A 21,847-nucleotide genomic window follows, 5' to 3' on the forward strand; every position below is an offset into this window, starting at 1 on the left:
CAGCGGCACCCTTTAAACACCACGAGAAACAACTTTTAGCCCCACTCGGGCAAGCCAAAGTTTAGGCTTGTCACCTATAACTGATTTTCAATTACCACGGATAATACAATAATTCTAACTAACTCATGAAAAAACTAACCTTAATCACCAGTCTGTTCGTTTGCATATCGAACTATCTTTTTGCTCAATGGATAACTAATGGAGCAAATACTGTTACATCAACTTCAAATGCTATAGGCATCGGCACAGCAACACCTGTAAGTAACCTACAGGTTGTAGAGCCAACAACAAGTAAACCGGGAGGCGTCTTAGCACCAACCAAATCGGTTTTTAAACTTTCCAGATCAGGTACGTCCGGTTATTCCTATAACGAAAGTGCGGAATTCAGAATTGGGCACGGCGGTCCCAGTTTTTGGGGATCACAGTTAGATTTATTTATCAATAGTGGCAATAATCAAAATGACATCCCCGATCAGCATGCCATGACTTGGACTTACAATGGTAATGTGGGTGTTGGCACGACAGGTCCTATTGCACGTTTACATTTAATTGGAAGCGGTGTTTCCATAGACGGCGGTAACAGCATTAGCATCAATAATAATGATTTGGCTATCCAGGCCAACACGGGTGGCAGGTCAACAACTTTAGGAGCTCAGTTGGAATTCATCATTCCCGCTAATACGGATGGTACTAACGCCTGGGGGCAGGCAAGAATAATAACCGTAGCAGGAAATACAAGCAACAGTAACGCCACGGGGAAAATGATCTTAGGGACCAGACGAAGTTTTGATAAACTGGGGACTGGTGCCCAATGGTATTATGGGAATGACCTTATTATTGACGGAACCGGGAATATTGGCGTTGGCACCCTAACCCCCGACCAGAAGCTGTCTGTCAATGGCACCGTTCATGCCAAGTCTGTAGTGATCGATCTGAATGGATGGTCTGACTATGTTTTCAAAAAGGATTACAGACTACCGGCCCTGAAAGAGGTTAAAAGCTATATCCGGGAAAATAAGCATCTCCCCGGAGTTCCATCGGAAGCCGAGATGATCAAAACCGGTCTTGATGTCAGCGAGGCTAACAAGCTTTTGCTAAAAAAGATGGAAGAAATGACGCTGTACATGATTAAAGCAACAGAAGAAATAACAGCATTGAAAAAAGAGGTTAAACAGCTAAAAAACAAATTGAATAAACGATGAAAAGAATTTTATTACTGGCCATAACTGGTTTGGCGGGAATCCATACCGGATTTGCACAAACGAAAACTGTTACGGTAGATGCGAATGACGCATTGAACAATAATACCAAGATCGTCGCCCAGACCTCAATCGGGCAGTCATTTTTTGTTGGCCATTAGTTGGGAACGGGGTATTATTATTCAGGAGGCATATTCCGTGCCATAACTGACAATAACAATAATGCAGCCAATTACTATTTCGATGGCATTGCCAACGGGATCACAAACTTTAGCGTCAGGGCCGACGGTCAGGGGTATTTTGCGGGGGCCATCGGTGTCGGCGTTACTTCGCCCGGTGCCAGATTGCATATTTTCAACCAGTACGACGTAAATCAGACGACCGCACTGAAAATGTTTTATCAGGGAACTTGGGGCACCCCGGCCTATGCCAGTAATTTTCGATTCATCGATCTGAGCAGTACGGAAAACGGAAAGGTACTGCAGGTTAACGGAACAGGTGTAGGAATCGGGTACGATCCGCCTGCCTGGTCATCTGCGGATAAACTATATATCAGTGGGAATGTAGGTATTGGAACCAATACACCAAGGGAGGCGCTCTCGGTTAACGGTAATATCCGCTCCAAACAGATAAAAGTAGAGACTGCCAACTGGCCTGACTATGTTTTCAAGCCAGCTTATCAGCTGCTATCTTTAACAGACGTCAAGGAATACATCGATCAAAACCAGCACCTGCCAGAAATACCCTCCGAGCAGGAAATCGCAAAAAACGGCTTGAATGTGGGAGAAATGAATAAACTGCTGCTAAAGAAAGTGGAAGAGCTGACTTTGTATCTTATTAAACAGGAAAAGCAATTAGAAACAGTACAAAAAGAGATCAAAATATTAAAGAAAAACAAACGAGCCTGAATTCTCCATCTTAAATCGTAAAAGTTCATTTAGAACCTTGTCGCATATGAAACCCTATAACCCTATCTTTTTAATATTCTGCTTACTCATTTGGAGTAGTAGTAGCCGTGCCCAATATACTGCAGATTTATCGAAGGTCATTCCGCCTTCGCCTACATCAGCATCACTTGGTAATTTTGGAAATAATTCAAAAGGAACGTATAATGGCGTACCTGAAATTACGATCCCGATTTTAAACACACGAGCAGGTGGTCAAAAAATAAATATTGCGTTGAGCTACGATGCATCAGGAACAAGGGCTGCGCAGGATGCAAGCTGGGTAGGGCTTGGCTGGTCGTTAGCTTTTGGCGGAGGTGTTATCACGAGGACTGTAAGAGGATTAGATGATCTTTATTCGGGTGGTTATCATTTTACCCAGGCGTTGCCTACGGATACTCAACTTCAAAATTTTTATAACTCAAACGGCTTCTCTGATACGGATGGCTCTCTCAGAGCCTATCTCATGAGCGTGCGTAACGGGCTGATGGATACCGAGCCGGATATTTTCACCTACAGTTTTGGTGACAACAATGGCAAGTTTGTTTTTGACAAAACGGTAAGCGGGTCCGGTGTCTTGCAATTGGAAAGCACGAACGCAAAAATAACTTACTTAAATCCAGGCTGGAAAATTATAGATGGTGACGGTAATAATTACTATTTCAACGCGCAGGAGACAGCCACAGATTATTCATTGTCAACTGATCATGAAATCACCTATGATGCTGGAATTAATGATTTGACAGATGAAAACCTAAACCGACACGGAATTGTAACAGCCTGGTATCTTGATTCGATTGTAACTGCTACTTCTCAGAAGATAATCTTTAGTTATACAAATGAACAAAATGTCAGCCTGCTTAGTAAATCAGAGCAGCGATTTACCCGGCTTAGTAATCCTAGTACATGCTCTCCGGCAGAACTAGATACCTATAGTGCCTCAAGACAATTACTGGAAAGTAAGCAGCCCGATCAGATTTTATTTACTAATGGCTCAATTGAGTTTCATAAAAGCAGTAGATCTGACGTAAAAGATGCCAATGGCGCGTACACCTCGTCTCGACTGGCTTATATTGTAGAAAAGGACAAGGCCGGCGTCGTTATAAAGAGAATAGATCTCTATCATTCTTACTATAATGCCAATGATCCGGACGTAGTAAACAAGCGGCTAAAGCTGGATTCGATTAAAGATGTAACGTCTCCCACGCAACCAATGCCGCCATATAAGTTTTCCTACTTCAATCCGAATACTCTGCCACCAAAATATACAAAGGCCATAGACCATTGGGGGTATTTCAATAATCAAACAGGAAATGCAAGCTTACTGCCAAGTACCGTTACATTAACCCCTTATTATAAATCATTTACCGGGGCCAACCGCCAATCGGACACGAATCTTGCTTCAGTACAAAATGGGGTGCTATCCTCAATCGTTTACCCGACGGGAGGACGGACCGACTTTACATATGAGCTAAATGAATATACCAACTTATATGATGAAGACCAGTACAACTCTAAAGACACTACCTTGTCTTTGGGAACAATAACTCCCAATTCACCGGACAAAACAGGCAATTTCACCTTGACTGAAAACGTAACTGAAGTGAAGTTCTTTTTCAATTATTACGATCCCAATGACTTAAGTCACAGAGATGAATTTGTTGCTGATTACGCTTATTTAAGTAAAGATAATCAGCCTTACCATACATTTCATAATGCTCCGAACGGCACTGATGTTACAGATGAAACACTGTTACTGTCTCCTGGCCATTACACAATGCGACTCAGTTCGTTGCCAAATTATAACTCGGCTTTTAGTGCTACATGGACTGCACGTACGCCACTGACGAAAAGGAAAGGCGGTGGTTTAAGAGTGCAAAGGATTGTTAACATGGATGGCCTCGGAAACCAGATTGTAAAGAAATATTTATATGATAGGGATGGTTTCTCCAGTGGGCTGTTGCTCCTTCCAGTTAAATATGATTTCATTACAATAGTTGGTGGTACAGATGCCTGCGGCGAAAATATGAGTTCCGTGTATTTTGTAAGATACTCCAATACCATCAACAGTTTGGGCTTCACAAAAGGTGGCCTGATAGGTTACAGTAAAGTAACTGAACTGTCAGGAGAGCAAGGTGAGAATGGTAAAACAGAATACTATTTTTCCAACAAAGCAATTCAGGGCCTGGTGACACCATCTGTGCCGGTAGATGCAGATCCGCTAAATGGTAGGATGCTGGCGGTAAAATATTATGATAATACTAATAAGCTATTAAAGAAAGTCGAAAATCAATATGCTTTGGATTGGGGAAGCGCCAATCCCCTACTACCGGCTATCAAGCTCCTGACTGTTCCATTCACTTCCACAGGCTTTTATACCAATACATATACCAATGCCTCCTACTGGATTACTCAAAAAAAAGAATCGGTAGCTGACTATATCGGTGTTGACTCAGTAGTTACTGTAAGGAATTTTTATTATCAAAATGCTGTTCATAGACAACTGACTAAAAAAGAAGAACAGTCGTCTTCCGGAAAACTTTTAACGACGCAAATGAAATACGCTGATGATTTAAAATCAGCAGGTACACCCAATGTATATAACACGATGTCTAATCGTAATATGCACAACCCCTTAATAGAACAATCAGCCTATGAGAATGACGTTTTTTTACAGTCGATAACAAATACCTACGATTACTGGAAAAACGGTTCTTGGGGCGACAATACAGCAAGTATGATAGTTCCCAGAACTATTGAAACGAAGGTATTAAGCAACAATGCTGAAACCCGTATCCGTAATTACGCGTACGATAATTATGGAAACTTATTGGAGCAATCTTCGTTAAATGGTCCCCATGTCACCTATTTGTGGGGATACAACAGGCAGTATCCAATAGCTGCAGTGAAGAATGCGACTTACCAGGATGTCGTGAATGCATTAGGACAACCTCAGTTAGATTTACTGAATACAAATCCAGGCTCGGATAGTAACGTGAGAAGTGTATTAGCTCCACTGCGTTCCGCTCTTCCAAAAACTGAACTGACTATCTATACCTACACACCTTTAATAGGTATAACAAGCATGACGGATGGTAAACGGATGACGACGACATACGAATATGATGGATTGCAGCGCCTGATGAATGTGAAGGATAAAGACGGGAATATTGTAAAACACATGGACTATCATTACCAGGGGCAATAAACTGAAGAACAAACTATAGCGCCATTATCACGATGAAAAATATCAAAAGCCTGCTAACAGCCCTGGGCCTGATGCTTTCGGCTATCAGTTCAGTAGCCCAATATGTAACAACGAATCAGCTCAGCGGCACAGCGATAGCGCCCGGGCAATACTATAATTACAGCAGCATAGTACTTGGGCCCGTTACCTCAATTACACCCGCGGCGGGCCAGAGTGTAAGGTTGTATATCGCCAATCCTGACTGCCAGCTGCTAACAAACAGTTTTAGCCAGAACCAGAACTATATTGTTACCAGTACGCCGCGTACGGCGATGAGCTCGTTCAGCACGAGCGGTAAAACGGCCTGTGACCTGATGCAAACAGTACAATACTTTGACGGGTTGGGCAGGCCCTTGCAAACGGTACAGGTAAAAGGGTCGACAGCGGGTAAAGATGTGGTCCAGCCATTTGCGTATGACCAGTTCGGACGGGAAGTACAAAAGTACCTGCCTTACGCAGCACAGGGTGCAGCAGACGGGAGCTATAAAAGTACGGCAGTCAGCGACCAAACAGCATTCTATAGCTCTCCGCCGTCCGGATCGGGCGTTTCAGCAGTAGCGAGCCCTTTTTCGGTTACTAATTTTGAACCTTCACCGCTGAACCGGGTACTGGAACAAGGAGCTCCCGGAGCGGTTTGGCAGCCGGTAGCCAATAGTGCTGCCGGACATACCAATAAAACGGATTATACCACCAATAATACCACGGCATTGGGCGATCCGAACAGTTACCTCGCTGTGCTGTATACCGTTACGATCAACAGCAACCAAAGCCGGACACTCAACCACGCAAACGGTGCCAACTATGCTGCCGGTCAGCTATACGTAACAATAAGTAAAGATGAGAACTGGGTAAGCGGAAAGCCTGGCACTACGGAAGAGTATAAAGACAAAGAGGGACATGTGATACTGAAACGGACATTTAACCAGGTGGGCACAACCGTACAGGTATTATCAACCTATTATGTGTATGACGATCTGGGGAACCTGGCCTTTGTACTGCCTCCGAACAGCAATGCCGATGCAGGTATCACCAGCGCTGCCAATCAAGCTACACTGGATAACCTGTGCTACCAGTACCAGTATGATGAGCGGAACCGGCTGGTTCAAAAAAGAGTGCCGGGCAAAGATTGGGAATATATGGTGTATAACCTGTTGGACCAGGTAATCTTTACTCAGGATGCCAGTCAGCATGCAAAATCGCCCCAGGAATGGAGCTTTATCAAATATGATGCTTTGGGCAGGGTAATTATGACCGGTACAGAAGGCGGGCATACCGAAACCAGGCAAGGCCTGCAGGATTATATAACCACAACACTAAAGAACGCATCGTCAGGAGTTACGGGATGGGAAATCCCCAGTGCTGCCGGTACTCATGGTTATACCAATACTTCATTCCCGAGCGGCCCAGGGGCAGTAGCATTGATGGTAAACTATTATGATAGTTATAATAACCTGGCGGGCTACCCGGGTTACCCGACCAATTTTACCGTATCGGGGAACAGCCAAATGACCACAGGATTAATAACAGCCAGTAAGACAGCGGTGCTGAACAACCCCTCAGATTATTTATGGACAGTACATTACTATGACGATAAGGGCAGGGAAACACAGCTGTTTAAACAGCACTATTTAGGCGGCACGGTAAGCCAGTATAATTATGACCAGATCACCAATACGTATAATAACATTACCAGCGAACTGACCACCAGTAAGCGTGAACATTATGTCAAAAACACAGCCAATACGGATAAGGTTAAATCGGTAACGATACTGAACAGCTATGCCTATGATCACATGGGGCGCAAGGTGCAGACCAAGGAGCAGATCAATAGTGGTGCGAACATATTGTTGAGCCAGACGGATTATAACGAGATTGGCCAGGTGCAAACCAAACACCTGCACGGGGCTACAGGAGCAGCACCGTTCCTGCAGAATATCGCGTATGCCTACAATGAACGTGGATGGTTAAAAAGCAGTACTTCACCCTTGTTTGCCATGCAATTAACCTATAATAATGGTAATACCGCCCCCTTCAACGGCAACATCAGTAAACAGAGCTGGCAGGTACAGGGTGGCGCAAGCAAAAGTTATAATTATACCTATGACGCGCTGAACAGGCTGACTGCAGGGATCTACAGTCCCACTACCGAGAACTATAATGAACAGGGCATTGATTATGATTTGGCAGGGAATATCCAGCACCTTACCCGTCAAAGCTCAGCCTATACTTATAATTATACAGGCAACCAGTTGCAGTCGGTAAGCGGGCTGACGACGGGTACATATCAATACGACCCGAATGGCAACGTCAAATTTGATGCCCGTAATCAGAAGACCATCGCGTATAATCTGCTGAACTTACCGCAGAGTGTAACCGCAACTGGGTTTAACCTGAGCTATACCTATGATGCAGCAGGTAAAAAGTTACGCAAAAACAACGGGGCGACCATAACCGATTATATTGACGGGATCCAATATGAAAACGGGAACATCATTTTTATCCAGACCGAAGAAGGCCGGGCCATCAATAACGGGGGCAACTATATCTATGAATACAGCCTGACAGATCACCTGGGTAACAATCGCTTAAGTTTTGATCAGAACTCCGCTACGGTGATCAGGCAGCAGGATGATTATTATCCGTTTGGGATGGAATTATCCCGGGGCACTACAGCAAGCCCTAAGAATGAGTATCTTTACAATAAGAAGGAGCTGCAGGAAGAATTAGGGCAGTATGATTATGGCGCGCGGTTTTACGATCCTGTGATTGGCAGATGGGGAAGTGTAGACAAACTTGCTGAACATCCAGAGCAGATTCATTTGTCGCCTTATGCATATGTTGGTAATAATCCAATTTTAAAAAATGATCCGGATGGAAACTGTCCAATTTGCTTGATTGTTGCAGTTGAGGTTTTGGAAGCGTTAACAACTGAGCAGGTTGTAGGTGGGTTGATATTTACCGCAGGAGGGACTTATGTCACTAGTAAGATCATTGATCATTCATCCAATACATCAACTTTTGATAGGCCAATATTTACAAATGACAATACAAGAATTACTAATAGCGTACCGAAAATTACGCCTAATATAATCAATGCCAATGGAAGTCAAAATTCTAGCAAAACGCAAAAAGGCGTAAACAATAAAACTTCAAATAATGCTCGTGTTATAGGTCAAGAAGCACATCGGCAAGAAGGCAGGAAATTAGAATTACAGGGAGCTTTGACCGAGCAAACAATTGCATTACAAGACGGAACTGTTGTTCGTAAAGATGCGATTATGCCAGATGGAACTGCAATTATAATTAAACCGGATACACCAACAGGGCGACAATCTGCAAAAAGAAGGGAGAACCTTTTAAATAAAAATGGGGTAAAGAACCAATCTATTTTTTATGATCCTACCAATCCAGCATATAAACCGGGATCGCCAACGTATATAGGACCGAAATAAAGATGACAAAAGATAAATTAATTCGATTGACCAAAGAACAATTGAGAACACTGGGTTATAAATTTATAAAAGACTCACTAACGGGAGCTCAAGGATTGTTTCTAAAACAGGTTAATGATAAATATTTTGTAATGTTAGGGCTGACTATCTCTAAAAACTATCCAGAAATGTTCACAGCTTCCTTCTATTTGTCGAAAATAACCATTTGGGGGGCTTTATGGGGGGACATTCCATGCGAATCTTATGAGCGAATTAGCAAGTTTTTAAATATAGAAGAAAGAAGACGGCTACTAGATGATAGATTTTGCTTACCCGGGATTGTGGATGGATGGTGGAAAGCAGATGAAAATGGTATAGTAGATTTTTTAAATACTTTGAAAATAACAGAAATTAGATTTTTATCGCAAGAAAATCTTTTTGAAAAAATAGAATCTAGTCGAGATATCCAGGAACTATTCAATTTATCTAAAAAGGTGATTAATCGAATCAAAGTAAATGATGATGGTTATTATACTTTAAGATTTTGTCCATCGAAGCCAATCGATGATATTCCAGCCGATTGGTTTAAAGCAGCAGAAAAAGTTATTATTGACGAGAAAAGTATATTAAATGCTAATACAGTGAAACGATTAGCCGCGGATGCATTTAGGCAAAAGCTGGCTGCAGATGATAAAATATAAAATGTATTGAGGCGGTAATGTTTATATACCCCCTCACTGGTCGAAGTTTAGCGAAAGCGTAACTTCGACCAAAAACAAAGCAAGCATCCTGCTTGCGAGGTATAGGAAATGCTGGATGAAATCAGCATCCGGGATTTTCGTAAATGTATTATCGGCTACTGATGCTTTGTAGCTGATCTTCGAGCCGCTGCGAGTTGAGCAAAAGGTCTGTGAAGAGAAAGATGCAAAGCAGCGACTTTACAGAATGCTTCACAAAGCCTTAGCGCTGATTTTGACTACCTGGGTTGTGTATTGGCCTATCAAAAGCTGTGACAAAGCTGAAGCCTTTTGCGATGGCGCGGGCGAGCCAAACAATATGAGCGACTGGCTGAATTAATCTTAAGCGTTGCAAGCTCACCTGGTCGACAGACCAAGTGAAAGCGCAGCATAAGTGAAAGGTTGATGAAGACAGAGAAAGCTCATGTGATGAACGACTTTGCGCCCTCAAATAGCATGACAGGCAGCATCATTAAAGGCCATTAAGATCTGCACATTTTTGTTGCGCGTAGTATATAGAGTAAGGCCTAAAATAAAAATGTGCGAATCTTTGATTTATCTACATAGGCTGTCCATTGCTTACCACAAGAAGGGCAGTTAAATTTAATTGTTGGCATTTCTTTTTAGATAAGGGCCGAGCAGTCCTTAATCGGCAGGTTTGTTAACGTCACAGTCGACATGCTGCAACACAAAAATACAAATTTACTTAGCAATAACTAAGCAAAGCTTGCGTGTTGTTTTTATTCTTTCGTATCTGATGGCAGCCAACCTAAAGTCAGATATTGAAGCTTACGTTATCAGTAAGGTAAAGGAGATGAGAGAACAACACAACCTCTCGCAATCAGAACTTGCGGTACGCTTAGATGTGTCAAATGGTTTCATTGGTCAAGCGGAAAGTTCGAGATCGCCAACTAAATACAATCTGAACCATCTTAACCAACTGGCAATAATATTCGACTGTTCTATAAAGGATTTTATACCTGAGAAGCCTTTTAAATAGAGGCGGTTAAGCCTCCATTCTTTAAGCAACTGCTTGCATTTGTTTTCGTTTAGCTGCCGTTGGCCGGTATTTAATCTGTTTAAACTGATGATGTTTATTCCGCTCCTCAGCATATTCATAAAGTTCCGAACATAAATAAATGCAATAATCAGTACGGACACTGTCCTCAATGTTGATTTCTGTGCTTTCCTTAGCGGTTATCTTATAGATATTCCGAACAAATGAGGCCGTAATCTTCGCGAACTGGTTGAATGATTTCGACTCCTCGAATCCATAATGAATAGCGAAGCTATTCGTTGGGTGATATTCAAGCCGGAGATAAAGCAATGGGTTAACGAATTCGTGAATTATGGTGCCGACTATCGGCTGGCCTCGCTCTTCACGCTCCAAACCAAATCGGAGTTCCTCATTTTCAAGAGATAAAAGCTGTTTAGCGTGTCTGTAGATAGCATTATAAGCCTGTCGGACACTGTTATTATAAGGTGACAGAATCTCAATGGCTGGTCGTTTCTGTTTCATAAGAATTGGTTAAAAGGGTTTATAAAGTGAACTCAATTAAAACTAAACCAAGGCTTTGAGATTGTTTTGAAGATGTTATTTAAGTGGGAATTTGCCACGTGTGCCTTTTAAGTACAGCGCTATTCCGCAGATCGGAATTCGTAAAGGCGATTTAAAGGAACGAAGTAAGCTGAATCTAAATGCTCCTGGTCATCGAAAGCTTAATAGAGAACGCATTCAGAACGGAACCAATCTGCTTCCATTAAATCCTGAACGAATGGCCATTTGACCAAAACGTAAAGTTCATCTACGGATGTGGCAGCACTAAATTGATAAGGGTTGTTGCTCATGAGTTATTGTGATTGAAAGGTGTGAATGTATTGTGGATCCTGATAGGCAACCACGTTATTAAAGAAAGTTGGAAGGTTGGGTAAACATGCTTTGTAAATGAGCATGCCTTGTTCCCTGACATATCCAACCCGCCAAAGCAGATCATCGATGCGTGGGAAATCTGCAAAGTCATATTCGATCTTCATGAAATAGTCAAAGCCACATTCGAGATGAAACGAAAGCCGAGGCGAAACAAAGCTGTGCAGCATAAACGGATCATTAGGATCATCCTTATAGTCCCGCTCAAAATAGCGGGTGCCGACCGCCAGACATTCAGCCTTAATGAATTTAAGCGCGTCATAATACTGGATCATGATGGTTCCGTTCATTGTTTTAAGTTTGTTCGGATGTGATAAGTCGCTTACCTTTTTCCAACGCTTGCTTAAGCGATAGGGCAGTTTAATAGGCGGTTTAGGTGGTTCTGGGGGTTTGTTATACTTTTCCATGAGATAAGTGATAAAGGATAGGCTTGGTGATTAATCACCAAGCCTTAAAGAATTTGCTGTCTTCAAGCCTCGAAATCCGTTTGAAGGCTGTAACAAGATTAGGTTGTAATTTGAATTGGGTTGTAAATGGGCTGTTTGAGAATGGTTGAAGCAATTTTCGGATTTCTGCTTCAAAGGGGCAATCCGAAAAGTTGTAATGGATGATAAAAAAATCGCACTCATCGCAGGCGAGATACCAATAAAAGGTTTTGGTCATAAAGCAATGTACGGCACCAGGAATATCTTGAACAGGGTATTGCCGATAATCCCTTTCGTAAGATAATTCAGGAAATGCCAGCATAAGTTCTGTATTAACTAATAGAAGTGCACTGTTATAAAGTTCAAGTGTTTCCTTGTTTGATTCCAGTGTTTGAGGATCAACGTAATTGAGGGATAGTGCTTTTTCCCATCTTGGTTTTGGTGTGTAGGTGTTTGTTGTTGTTCGTTTCATGTTCTGCGGATTGATTTGAGGTGAGTAATTGAGTTGTTTTCGCTTGAGAGTAAGGTTGACAGCAAATCCCAAGGCAGGATATATGGACTAAAGCAGGATGCTGAAAGCAGCCGTTTGCAGGACCCGGATTTTCTTGATTTGGAAGCGCTGTCCTTGCGCTCAAGAGTGAAAACAAATGACTTTCCACTCGGCCACTGGAGAGGGGCTAATTTCAACCGACAGGAATCCGCGCAACACAAAGTCAAAATATTGTATGCCAAGAAATGGGTTATAGGGGGACGGTATTATTTGAGTATGGGCTAATCTTTGCCGATACACTCCAAACAGTTTGTTAGCTTTGCCCTTAAAAAGGAAATGACAGAATATAACTTGAATCTCTTTGCAGATTACTTCCAGTTTTATCTTCAAGACGAAGAGATGCCAGGTGATTTGAGTAACGCATGGACAGAACAAGCTTTTAAAATGCTACTTGCTATTACTGAGGGTGCATTTGTAGTAGGCACCGTTAGAAACATGACAGTGCCTGTCAACATTAAGATATTCGAAGCAGAGCCTGAAGTGTTATTAAATGAGTCGAATATCATTGATCAAATAAATGAATGTGATTTAGAAGTTACTTCTGGGAAGATTGTTATTGCAGGGTGTACGGAATATTTCGAAGAAGCCAAAAGGATTGAGCTTTCAAATGGAATTTATAGAGCAAGGATCTACTATGGAAACCTTGACAACTTAAGTAAAAACGGCTTAGAGGGAGAAGACTTTTATGAAGTCCATTTGTGGAAGACAGACAGAAAATCGGATTTAGTGACTCTGAAGCAATGGGCTAATGCTTAATATTAGAAAGTGCCTTTTGCAGATTTGAGGTTCGACTACTTGTCTTAAAAGGTACAGAATGTAAATCATTTGCAAATGATTTGAGAAATCTACCTTTTAAAGCAAGTATTTGAAAGAGCATTACTATCAAATATACTGTAATAGCCACAACTTGAGATAAGGAAATGACCTTTTTTTGCATTTAAAGGCATCTTTTTCTCTCCGGCTAAATATTGATTCACATTCTCATTGTTCCGTATTTAATTAAACGGCCATACTTCTTTTTAAAAAATTCATTAACAAGCTTTTAATAATTCACTGACAAATTGTTTATGATATATATTATTTGTAAGTTTATGTAACCAATTGCATTATTTATGGTGATAAAATTTTAGGCATTATTTTGTCTTTACCTGGCTCTTTTACCAAGAAGTTGTCGCCCGCCAAATAAAAACCACTGCCAGACGAAATAAAGCCTTATATCATATTAAACCTTAAGCATTATGAATAAGATTTTAGTTTTCGCAGCTTTATTTAGCTTCTTGATCTTTGGATGCAAGAAAAAAGAGAAGTCGTCCGAGGCAGGCCTTTCGGGTGTATATGAACTTGAAAAACAAGTGCTTGATCGAGGAGGCAAAGACTCTGTTATTAAACGAACGCAAATTAAAATCTACACAGATCATAACTATTTATACGCCAGTATCGTTCCTGATTCATCTGTTGGGTTTGGTGTGGGCACTTATACACTCGACTCTGCTAACCGACTTAAGGAACATAGTATTTACACCAGCAGAGCGCTCGACTCATCCCTAACGTATAATCTTGAGGTTACAAAAAAACCGGATGGTTATACCCAAGTCATCCCCGACTTTGCCACGGTAAAAGGTGTAAAATATGCATTGAAGGAAGAATATAAAAAATTCCCGTCAGCGGATAGCTCAGTGCTTGACGGCTTGTGGAAAATGGAAAGAACCTATACAATAAAAGGCAAAGACACAATCTCAACTGACGTAACGCAGTATAAAATATTCTGGGAAGGGCATTTTATTTTCGTCCACAGGCTTGCTCAAAATAAGGAAAAAACCATCTTTAAAAATGGGTTTGGCACCGGGGTATTTACTTTTAGTAATGATACGCTTAGGGAAGAAGAGCAAATATCAAACTACCGGCTTCTTCAGGGTAATAAATTTACCGTTAAAGTTACGATGAATGGCCATGACGAATATACCCAGGTGATTAATAGTGCCACAAATGGCCAATCTATAGAAATCTACAAGCGAGTCAAATAAAAATTCTTTATTTAACCTTGTGGCGCTGGCTCACTCCCTGTTGGTACCACAGAAAAAGAAATCCTCTAAGTTAACGCTAAGAGGATTTTTTGCTTCTTGCAAATATCAATCTATTTTCAATAACTTTGTATTTCAAAGTGCTTTTATGAACATAAATTACAGGTAAACATGCCGATTTCTACCACACTCGACCAATTGCATTACCAGGCAAAAGGAAATAAATGGATGCAGCTTTTTGCTACTTTTAACAGGATAATGCTGGCGGCTGGTTTTTTTATTGCCGGTAGTGTTAAAATTATGGGGGAGCGGTTCGCCAGCGGTTTGTCGACCAATCAACCGATGGGCCATTATTTAGAAGCGTTGCACCATACAGGTTATTATTACACTTTTATTGGTGTTCTGCAGGTTGCAGCAGCTATCCTGTTATTGATTCCCCGTACCCGGCTCCTCGGGGCGTTAATCTATTTTCCGATTATACTGAACATCTGCATACTGGCCTACGCCGTCAGGTTTGAAGGCACCCGCATCACCACCTTAATGGTACTTGCCAACTTATATTTGCTGGGGTGGGATTATGACCGTTTAAAATTCATTTTGCCATTCAAGCAAAAAAACAGCCATACAACGCAACCTGAAATACGAAATAACAAGTTTCCGTTCGTGTTTTTTGGAGGCGTTTTTGCAACAATAGCCGCAGTAATAGTAATTAACCAGTTCGTATATGATATCCGACCGGGCAATTCATTAATGGAATGCAATAATGGGTGTGCTGGAAATGCCAAGCCGGAGGCTTGTAAAGTTTTTTGCGACTGTGTACACAATCTGGGCAAACCACTGGACAGTTGCCTGGCTCAGTATGATAAAGCTCCGGGTAAAACTATCCAGACATCAGGCGTGGGCAATGCAAAACATAGCAGGTGAGCAAGGATATGCTATTTTCTCATTGCCTCTCCATGGGTGTTGTGTAGCCGGCGATTTGTATGTAATAATATTGGGGTAATTAGATCCTTTTTTTGGACCAGATTTGTCGCTTTAGCCGTATTTTTGAATATGCGGCACCCTTTTTTGAGGATATCGCAAGGCTTCAACAACAATATGCCAACCGGTATGAAAAAGAAAACGGAAAAGAAGTATATAATTAAAACATGGCGAACCATGAAACGCCATCTCCGCTCTTTTGTCAAAAACGACGAACAGGAAGATTTGCATCGTTTTCGCACCGGGGTAAAAAAACTACGGGCGCTTTTGATCTTGGGAGACAGCGCGGCAGAGGACGTTACGCTGGAGAAACGCTTCAAACCTGTTCGTAAGATATTTAAACAGGCCGGCGAAATCAGGAATGCTTATATAAACCAGGAACTGGGCAAGGCAGTTGGTGAAAACACCGATTTTATCCGGGAGCAACAGCAGATTATGAAAATCACCACCCGGAGATTTAACGCCGATAAGGATCAGCACAGCGCCTGGCTCCGAAAAACACGCCGCAGCCTGCTGAAGCGGATCAGGCCGATCAGTAAACATCATCTCTCCTTGTATTACAGGCAACAACTGGAAATCATTGCTACAACCATAAAACCCTCCCCGTTTTAATGAGGAATTGCATACCTGCCGTAAACAACTGAAGGTACTGCTTTATAATTACCCTCTGGCCCGCCCGGAACTGGACCTCCCTTTTAATGAACCTTATCTTGACCAGGTACAAGCAGCCATCGGCGACTGGCATGACAATGAACTGGCCATCGCACTTCTTTTAACCACTGCGGATACCCCGAACAGCAAAGAGACACTCAAAGGACTAAAGAAACAGGCCACCGTGCTTAAAAGACAACTCACCAGGCTCACCCGGAATTTCCGCGAACAGGCAAGCCCTCCGGCTGTAATTTAACTATAGCGTAATGATGTGAAAAAATACAAATTCGAATTATCTATTATAGAACGCTTATAAAGCTCGGGCATCTACTGGCATATACAAATGGCTTAAGAAATCGCTGGTGTAGCCGGCTGGTGTATATTGTGCGCAAAGTCTGATGCCGGAACGGAAAAACTTTAACTTCAGTATCTTTCTTCTCCGTTTTTATGGAGGCGGGCATTAATACTGCTTAGTTTTTTTAGCGGTAACACGAAGGAAAAAGTCGATCCCATCCGGGGCTCACTTTCTACCCAGATGCGGCCCCCATGCCGTTCAATGATCTCTTTGGTAATGTATAACCCCAGGCCCAGGCCAGTAATGCTCCTGTTTACATCTTTTGCACGATAAAACTGGCTGAATATGTGGCTGATATTTTCCTCATTGATGCCCATACCATAATCTTTAACAGATACCTGAATTTCCGTTTCTGACCTTTTTGCTGATACTTCAATTCTATCAGATTCCGGCGAATATTTGATCGCGTTGGTGACCAGGTTGGTCAATACCTGCTCCAGCCTCATTTTATCCCCTTCTAAAATCATTTCTACGTTTTCGTCAAAATAAATTTCATGTGATGTATAGGCTTCCCGAATAGCTTCAAGGTTTTCTTTGATAAGCGCTGTAAAATCAAATTCTTCAAAATAAAACTGCAATTTTCCGGATTGTATTTTTGAGATATCAAACAAGTCGTTGATCAGCGCATTCAGCTTTTTTAACTGAGTTATTGCTTTTGCAACAAAAGGCCGGTTTACATCAATTACCTTTCGTTCCAGAAGTTGTAAAAAACCGCTCATAGAAGTGAGGGGCGTTTTCAATTCATGGGAGGCCAAAGCGATAAATTCATCTTTTTTTTGACTCAACTCCTTTACTTCTGTAAACAGCCTGGAATTATCGAGCGCCACTGCCGCCTGGGAGGCCAAGCTAACCACAAAGTCTTCATGCTCTTGCAGGAAAACACCGGCTTTCGGGTGACCAAAGAATAAGCCGCCAATAACATTGCCTGAACTGCTTATAACTGGCACTGCCAGGTAGCTTACTACCGGCAGATGCCCCTCGGGCATTCCAAAATGCGGTGCATTTTGTCCATACCTGGGGTCTTTCGTTATATCATCTACCCTTAGTACGCCTTCCCCGCTAAATGTGCGATGGAAAACTGCCGTATTCCGGGGCATTCCGAAATTTTCAAATGCCTCTTTTGGCGCGCCCGACAAAGAGTACAACATATAGGCTTCGCCGTCCTGATTGATGGTATTATAAAAAAATGCGCCAAAAGCGGCACCGGTAATCTGTGTAGTGGCATCCGTTACTTTTTGCAGGATAGATTCGGTATCAAGTTTCTCTGAAATGGCTTTCCCTATAGTATTCAGGATCTTCAGTTTTGCCGCCTGGTGTCGGATGGCCGTTTCGGCTTTCTTTGCGGCTGTAATATCCCTGGCAATCTTTGATGCACCAATAATGGTCCCATGCCGGTCCTTTACCGGTGAAACAGTAAGGGATATATCAATGGCGCTTCCATTTTTGTGCAGCCTAACGGTTTGGAAATGATCAACTTTGTTACCGTTCCTGATGTTTTCAATGATAACATCTTCTTCGGACAGCCTGTCGCGAGGAATAAGAATAGATATATGTTTACCGATAGTCTCTCTTTCCTGGTAACCAAAAATCTTTTCGGCACCACCGTTCCAGGTAGTGATGATCCCGTTAAGGGTTTTGCTAATAATGGCATCATCAGAATTTTCAACAATTGCAGCCAGCATGCCTCGTTTCTCTTCTGTCTCTCTTTCGTGGGTCACATCGCGCATAATGTGAGATGCTCCAATTACCTCCCCCTGTTCATCCCTTATTGGCGAAATAGTAAGTGACACCGGAAAATCAATCTGTAGCTTACTGCTGCGGACAGTATATAAGTGATTTATTCTTTCACCAGACCATACACGTTCAAGAATAGCCAGTTGTTCCTGACGGACGCTTTCGGGGATCAGGGTAAGGATGTTCTGCCCTAATAACACCGGGGCCGGGCAGCCAAACATTTTTTCAGCAGCCGGATTGCAGTTTAAAATAATATAGTCAAGATCATGGCTCAATACCGCATCTTCCATTCCTTCAAAAATGGCGGTTAAGGTGAAGAGGTCAGGTAATAAGTTATTTTTCATGAAAAGCTATCTTCTTTTGCCCTGTTAGTAAATATCCGGTTTTATTAAGATGTGTGGTTTATACATCTTATCCAATCATTGAAAACTCAACAGGCTGTTTCGATGCAGGAGTAACAGGGATTGGCAAAAAAAGTTTTAAGCACCGTGCATGCTATGTTACTTTGTTATACAATAGCTAACGTTTATTCCTTCGTTAATGATCAGAAAATAAAACCTATGAATGCTGTTGCTTGCGTTTGTATTCACTTGGCGTGCAGCCATATTTTGTTTTAAAAACCGTGGAGAAATAGTTTGGTGTAGAGAAACCCACCATATAAGTTATTTCAGATATCGGATACCCTTCATTCATTAACAAATATTTCGCTTTTTTTAACCGGCGGTTTAATATGTAATCAGAGATGCTGCAGCCAAGCAACGCTTTAACCTTTCGGTAAAGCTGGATCCTTGAAACTCCTATCAGTTTACAGATCTCATCAACGCTAAAGTTCTCATTCGCTAAATTCTGTTCTACAATACCCGCAAAATCATTCAGGAATTTTTTGTCAAGGGCTTTTGATACAGGCACAGTTGATTTACTTACATCACTGGTAAAATGTTCTTTAAGTGTTGCCCGGCTTTTGATCAAATTCTTCACGGTAGCGAGTAAATAATCAAAGTTAAACGGCTTAACAATGTAGGCATCGGCCATGCAGGTAATCCCATCTATCTGTTGTTCAACACTGCCTTGTGCCGTTAAAAGAATAATAGGAATGTGCGAAGTACGGACATCAGTTTTCAGTTTTACTGTTAAAGTTTTGCCAGACATCCCCGGTAATACCACATCAGATATGATCAGGTCCGGGACACGCTCAAAGGTTTCATTTAATCCGCCTGTGCCATTATCGGCTGTAAATATCTCATAAGTAGCTCCCAGTTTTTCACTCAGGTAGCTCAGCAGGTCTTTATTATCTTCGATGATTAATATGGATTGCTCCCTGGGCGTGCCGAATATTTGCCCTTCATCCGTTAATGTAACAGGTGCTGCCAGGTCTGTAACATAAATTTTTGCCCGCTCTTCAATACCTGTTTGTTTTGCATTAGCGTGCTCCTGTGCAGTTTGGTCAAAATGACTATTTCCTAACAGCAGGTTAATGGTAAAAGTAGTTCCTTCCCATTTTTTACTCCTTACTTCTATACTGCCATGATGCAGGGACACAATTTCTTTTGACAGCGCGAGCCCTAATCCAGATCCTCCTGAAGAGCTGTTTTCCGCCTGGTAAAACTGCTCAAATACATGGGTAGTGTCCTGCGGCTCCATACCGATCCCGTTATCCTGGATGGCAATATCAACAGAATTGTCATCTCTATTTTTGAAACTAACCTGGATACGGCCATTGTCGTTGGTAAATTTCAGCGCGTTAGCTATGATGTTAAAAAACACCTTATCTAACAGGTTAACATCATACCAAACAATTATCTGTTGCTCATCGCTTACCAGGCTCAGACTGATGTTACGCTTCTGGGCATTTTCCTGAAAGCTGGTGATGATCTCCCTGGCAAATTCAACAATATTATTGGGTGATACATTGATCTGTTGTTTATCATATTCTATTTTACGGTACTCGATTAATTGGTTAACCAGGCGCAGCAAACGGTATACGTTTTTATGGATCAGTTTCAGACTTTTCCCTGCAACCAGGTTTAGCTTTTCATTACTCATCATATCTTCTACTGGCGAGAGGATAAGTGTGAGCGGCGTACGGAATTCGTGAGAAATATTAGTGAAAAATTGCAATTTAGCCTCCGTAGCTACTTCAGCCTTTGCCGACATCTCGATCAACTGGTTACGCTGCTGCAGAATTTCATTATTTTTAACCTCCAGGCTTTTGTTGATCTTCCGGTTTTCCATGAGCCAGTAAAATGCAAGACCGCCAAAAACGATAGCTAACACCAGCGACATTACAATTACGTTTAAAACCAATTGCTGGCTGTTGTACACCTCACGCTGCTCCGTCAGTAATGATCGTTGCCGTTCAATATCTTTCTGCTGACTGCTGATCTTGCTCCATTGCATTTTCATTAGCTGTACATTGGCAGAGTCAATAACAACCGACTGTAACAGGTTTTCCCTTGCGAACGACTCTTTATTCAGGATACTGAAAGCGGTCATAATTGCTTCTTTACCCCCGGTAGGATATAGCATACTGGCATTGATAGTTTTTGAAGCAACCATTTGCAGGCCACCTCCATGTCCGGGCAAGGCATCAACTCCCAATACTTTGGTGCCATGAATTTTAAATTTGTCAAGCACCTCTCTCGTCCCGAGGGCCATTACGTCGTTATGTGCAAATATTACATCTGCATTTTTTATAACAGGCGCAATCCTGGTCAATTGCTTTTTAGCGCTATCCTTTAACCAATCGCCATATATCCTGTCGGTTATATTAATATCAGCGTATCTCCTTAAACCGTCAGAAAAGCCGCGGTCTCTTTCAATAGCCGGAGACGAGCCGGGCAGCCCCATAACTTCTACAACGTTCCCCCTTCCCTTTAAAAGAGCACCTGTATATTCACCCGCCATTTTACCTATCTGGTAATTATCCGCACCAACATAAGCTGTATATAAAGCTGATGATGTTTTACGGTCGATCACAATTACCGGGATACCTTTATTGTACGTTTGTTCCACTATTCCGGTGAGGGGTTGCGCTTCATTGGGTGATATAATCAGCAGATCGACACCATCATCCAGCATTTTTTTCACCTGTTCAACCTGCTTGCTGCTGTTACCGTCCGCATCGGCATAAATAAACCGGGCGTCGGGGTGTAATGAAAGCTCCATCCTCATTTCATCAAGCATCGTGCGACGCCAGAGATCAGAACCAATACATTGCGAAAACCCTATAGTATACTGTGATGTTTTATCGGCCCGCTTGCAACCGGCAGCAATAAGCATCATAAAACCGATCAGTAGGATACCGGTCCGTATGTTTTTTGCATGCCACTTATTAAGCAAGGTCATAAGCTCAGATTATTTGGAAGAAAAAGGTAATAAAACAGGGTTAATTATTGGTTTATTTTTTCCCTTTTAGGATTAAACAAAGTAAAGATATCTATAAACGTTCCTGAAAAACAAATTTATAGGGCCGGGCAACCTACCTCACAACCGGAGTGATGTAACCAAATTGAAAGTAACAGGTAACATAAACGAATATTTCAATTTCAAATTTCGAATTTTTTATTTTATCTAACTGAAAACCAACAAGATAAAACAAGATTGATTTTTATACTTTATTGATACAAAATCAATAACCCTCACATG

At 41.9% G+C, this 21,847-nt stretch carries 18 protein-coding genes; 13 read left to right on the forward strand and 5 right to left on the reverse strand.

Annotated elements, in window-relative coordinates; translation table 11 throughout:
- Positions 1 to 125: 125 nt before the first annotated feature.
- The 8 genes from BLP33_RS14225 (at position 126) to BLP33_RS14250 (ending at position 10,558) form a co-directional block, all read left to right on the forward strand.
- Positions 126 to 1,202 (forward strand): hypothetical protein, encoded by a 1,077-nt coding sequence (locus BLP33_RS14225; RefSeq protein WP_090529520.1) that lies wholly within the window; start codon positions 126 to 128, stop codon positions 1,200 to 1,202.
- Positions 1,199 to 1,360, forward strand: a complete 162-nt coding sequence (locus BLP33_RS27460) for a hypothetical protein (protein WP_175490013.1) — start codon at positions 1,199 to 1,201, stop codon at positions 1,358 to 1,360. The genes BLP33_RS14225 and BLP33_RS27460 overlap by 4 nt, the downstream gene beginning before the upstream one ends.
- The gene (locus BLP33_RS14230) at positions 1,361 to 2,107 is read left to right on the forward strand and encodes a hypothetical protein (RefSeq protein WP_090529523.1); all 747 of its coding nucleotides are present in this window, start codon (positions 1,361 to 1,363) and stop codon (positions 2,105 to 2,107) included.
- 46 nt (positions 2,108 to 2,153) lie between these two features.
- On the forward strand, positions 2,154 to 5,351 hold the full coding sequence (locus BLP33_RS14235) for a hypothetical protein (protein ID WP_090529526.1): 3,198 nt from the start codon (positions 2,154 to 2,156) through the stop codon (positions 5,349 to 5,351).
- A 32-nt stretch (positions 5,352 to 5,383) separates the two neighbouring features.
- Positions 5,384 to 8,842, forward strand: a complete 3,459-nt coding sequence (locus tag BLP33_RS14240; protein ID WP_090529529.1) for a DUF6443 domain-containing protein — start codon at positions 5,384 to 5,386, stop codon at positions 8,840 to 8,842.
- 2 nt (positions 8,843 to 8,844) lie between these two features.
- Positions 8,845 to 9,522, forward strand: coding sequence for a hypothetical protein (locus BLP33_RS14245; protein WP_090529533.1), 678 nt, complete (start codon positions 8,845 to 8,847; stop codon positions 9,520 to 9,522).
- A gap of 244 nt (positions 9,523 to 9,766) precedes the next feature.
- Positions 9,767 to 9,898 (forward strand): hypothetical protein, encoded by a 132-nt coding sequence (locus tag BLP33_RS27790; RefSeq protein ID WP_256382333.1) that lies wholly within the window; start codon positions 9,767 to 9,769, stop codon positions 9,896 to 9,898.
- Positions 9,899 to 10,372: 474 nt separating this feature from the next.
- Complete coding sequence (locus BLP33_RS14250) at positions 10,373 to 10,558, forward strand: helix-turn-helix domain-containing protein (RefSeq protein WP_254780143.1); 186 nt, start codon at positions 10,373 to 10,375, stop codon at positions 10,556 to 10,558.
- 21 nt (positions 10,559 to 10,579) lie between these two features.
- On the opposite strand, the gene BLP33_RS14255 is transcribed toward BLP33_RS14250, so the two are convergent.
- The 3 genes from BLP33_RS14255 to BLP33_RS14265 all read right to left on the reverse strand — a co-directional run bounded on the left by BLP33_RS14255 (position 10,580) and on the right by BLP33_RS14265 (position 12,382).
- Positions 10,580 to 11,077: a hypothetical protein gene (locus tag BLP33_RS14255; RefSeq protein WP_090529539.1), complete on the reverse strand. Its 498-nt coding sequence runs from the start codon at positions 11,075 to 11,077 to the stop codon at positions 10,580 to 10,582.
- 332 nt (positions 11,078 to 11,409) lie between these two features.
- Complete coding sequence (locus BLP33_RS14260; RefSeq protein WP_139159991.1) at positions 11,410 to 11,775, reverse strand: hypothetical protein; 366 nt, start codon at positions 11,773 to 11,775, stop codon at positions 11,410 to 11,412.
- Between the two features lie 151 nt (positions 11,776 to 11,926).
- On the reverse strand, positions 11,927 to 12,382 hold the full coding sequence (locus BLP33_RS14265) for a hypothetical protein (protein ID WP_139159992.1): 456 nt from the start codon (positions 12,380 to 12,382) through the stop codon (positions 11,927 to 11,929).
- 354 nt (positions 12,383 to 12,736) lie between these two features.
- On the opposite strand from BLP33_RS14265, the gene BLP33_RS14275 reads away from it, so the two are divergent.
- The 5 genes from BLP33_RS14275 to BLP33_RS14300 all read left to right on the forward strand — a co-directional run bounded on the left by BLP33_RS14275 (position 12,737) and on the right by BLP33_RS14300 (position 16,369).
- Positions 12,737 to 13,216: a hypothetical protein gene (locus tag BLP33_RS14275; protein WP_090529551.1), complete on the forward strand. Its 480-nt coding sequence runs from the start codon at positions 12,737 to 12,739 to the stop codon at positions 13,214 to 13,216.
- A gap of 482 nt (positions 13,217 to 13,698) precedes the next feature.
- Positions 13,699 to 14,484 carry a hypothetical protein gene (locus BLP33_RS14285; RefSeq protein WP_090529557.1) on the forward strand — a complete coding sequence of 262 codons (786 nt, stop codon included), beginning with the start codon at positions 13,699 to 13,701 and terminating at the stop codon, positions 14,482 to 14,484.
- A 168-nt stretch (positions 14,485 to 14,652) separates the two neighbouring features.
- Positions 14,653 to 15,405, forward strand: a complete 753-nt coding sequence (locus tag BLP33_RS14290) for a DoxX family protein (protein ID WP_090529562.1) — start codon at positions 14,653 to 14,655, stop codon at positions 15,403 to 15,405.
- A gap of 186 nt (positions 15,406 to 15,591) precedes the next feature.
- A complete protein-coding gene (locus BLP33_RS14295; RefSeq protein WP_175490014.1) occupies positions 15,592 to 16,074 on the forward strand; it encodes a CHAD domain-containing protein in 483 nt (160 codons plus the stop codon).
- Positions 16,075 to 16,081: 7 nt separating this feature from the next.
- Complete coding sequence (locus BLP33_RS14300) at positions 16,082 to 16,369, forward strand: hypothetical protein (RefSeq protein ID WP_090529568.1); 288 nt, start codon at positions 16,082 to 16,084, stop codon at positions 16,367 to 16,369.
- Positions 16,370 to 16,536: 167 nt separating this feature from the next.
- On the opposite strand, the gene BLP33_RS14305 is transcribed toward BLP33_RS14300, so the two are convergent.
- Together BLP33_RS14305 and BLP33_RS14310 are read right to left on the reverse strand one after the other, a co-directional pair.
- Positions 16,537 to 18,546: a PAS domain S-box protein gene (locus tag BLP33_RS14305; protein WP_090529571.1), complete on the reverse strand. Its 2,010-nt coding sequence runs from the start codon at positions 18,544 to 18,546 to the stop codon at positions 16,537 to 16,539.
- Between the two features lie 214 nt (positions 18,547 to 18,760).
- The gene (locus tag BLP33_RS14310; protein WP_254780139.1) at positions 18,761 to 21,547 is read right to left on the reverse strand and encodes a hybrid sensor histidine kinase/response regulator transcription factor; all 2,787 of its coding nucleotides are present in this window, start codon (positions 21,545 to 21,547) and stop codon (positions 18,761 to 18,763) included.
- Positions 21,548 to 21,847 lie beyond the last annotated feature (300 nt).

Origin of the sequence: Mucilaginibacter sp. NFR10, from assembly GCF_900100445.1 — a bacterium.
Taxonomy (GTDB): Bacteria; Bacteroidota; Bacteroidia; order Sphingobacteriales; family Sphingobacteriaceae; genus Mucilaginibacter; species Mucilaginibacter rubeus.

Bases quoted from the DNA above. Each gene is read 5' to 3' on its own strand.
- BLP33_RS14225 (WP_090529520.1), top strand. From the start codon at position 126: ATGAAAAAACTAACCTTAATCACCAGTCTGTTCGTTTGCATATCGAAC.
- BLP33_RS27460 (WP_175490013.1), top strand. From the start codon at position 1,199: ATGAAAAGAATTTTATTACTGGCCATAACTGGTTTGGCGGGAATCCAT.
- BLP33_RS14235 (WP_090529526.1), top strand. From the start codon at position 2,154: ATGAAACCCTATAACCCTATCTTTTTAATATTCTGCTTACTCATTTGG.
- BLP33_RS14240 (WP_090529529.1), top strand. From the start codon at position 5,384: ATGAAAAATATCAAAAGCCTGCTAACAGCCCTGGGCCTGATGCTTTCG.
- BLP33_RS14245 (WP_090529533.1), top strand. From the start codon at position 8,845: ATGACAAAAGATAAATTAATTCGATTGACCAAAGAACAATTGAGAACA.
- BLP33_RS27790 (WP_256382333.1), top strand. From the start codon at position 9,767: ATGCTTCACAAAGCCTTAGCGCTGATTTTGACTACCTGGGTTGTGTAT.
- BLP33_RS14250 (WP_254780143.1), top strand. From the start codon at position 10,373: ATGAGAGAACAACACAACCTCTCGCAATCAGAACTTGCGGTACGCTTA.
- BLP33_RS14255 (WP_090529539.1), bottom strand. From the start codon at position 11,077: ATGAAACAGAAACGACCAGCCATTGAGATTCTGTCACCTTATAATAAC.
- BLP33_RS14260 (WP_139159991.1), bottom strand. From the start codon at position 11,775: ATGAACGGAACCATCATGATCCAGTATTATGACGCGCTTAAATTCATT.
- BLP33_RS14265 (WP_139159992.1), bottom strand. From the start codon at position 12,382: ATGAAACGAACAACAACAAACACCTACACACCAAAACCAAGATGGGAA.
- BLP33_RS14275 (WP_090529551.1), top strand. From the start codon at position 12,737: ATGACAGAATATAACTTGAATCTCTTTGCAGATTACTTCCAGTTTTAT.
- BLP33_RS14285 (WP_090529557.1), top strand. From the start codon at position 13,699: ATGAATAAGATTTTAGTTTTCGCAGCTTTATTTAGCTTCTTGATCTTT.
- BLP33_RS14290 (WP_090529562.1), top strand. From the start codon at position 14,653: ATGCCGATTTCTACCACACTCGACCAATTGCATTACCAGGCAAAAGGA.
- BLP33_RS14295 (WP_175490014.1), top strand. From the start codon at position 15,592: ATGAAAAAGAAAACGGAAAAGAAGTATATAATTAAAACATGGCGAACC.
- BLP33_RS14305 (WP_090529571.1), bottom strand. From the start codon at position 18,546: ATGAAAAATAACTTATTACCTGACCTCTTCACCTTAACCGCCATTTTT.
- BLP33_RS14310 (WP_254780139.1), bottom strand. From the start codon at position 21,547: ATGACCTTGCTTAATAAGTGGCATGCAAAAAACATACGGACCGGTATC.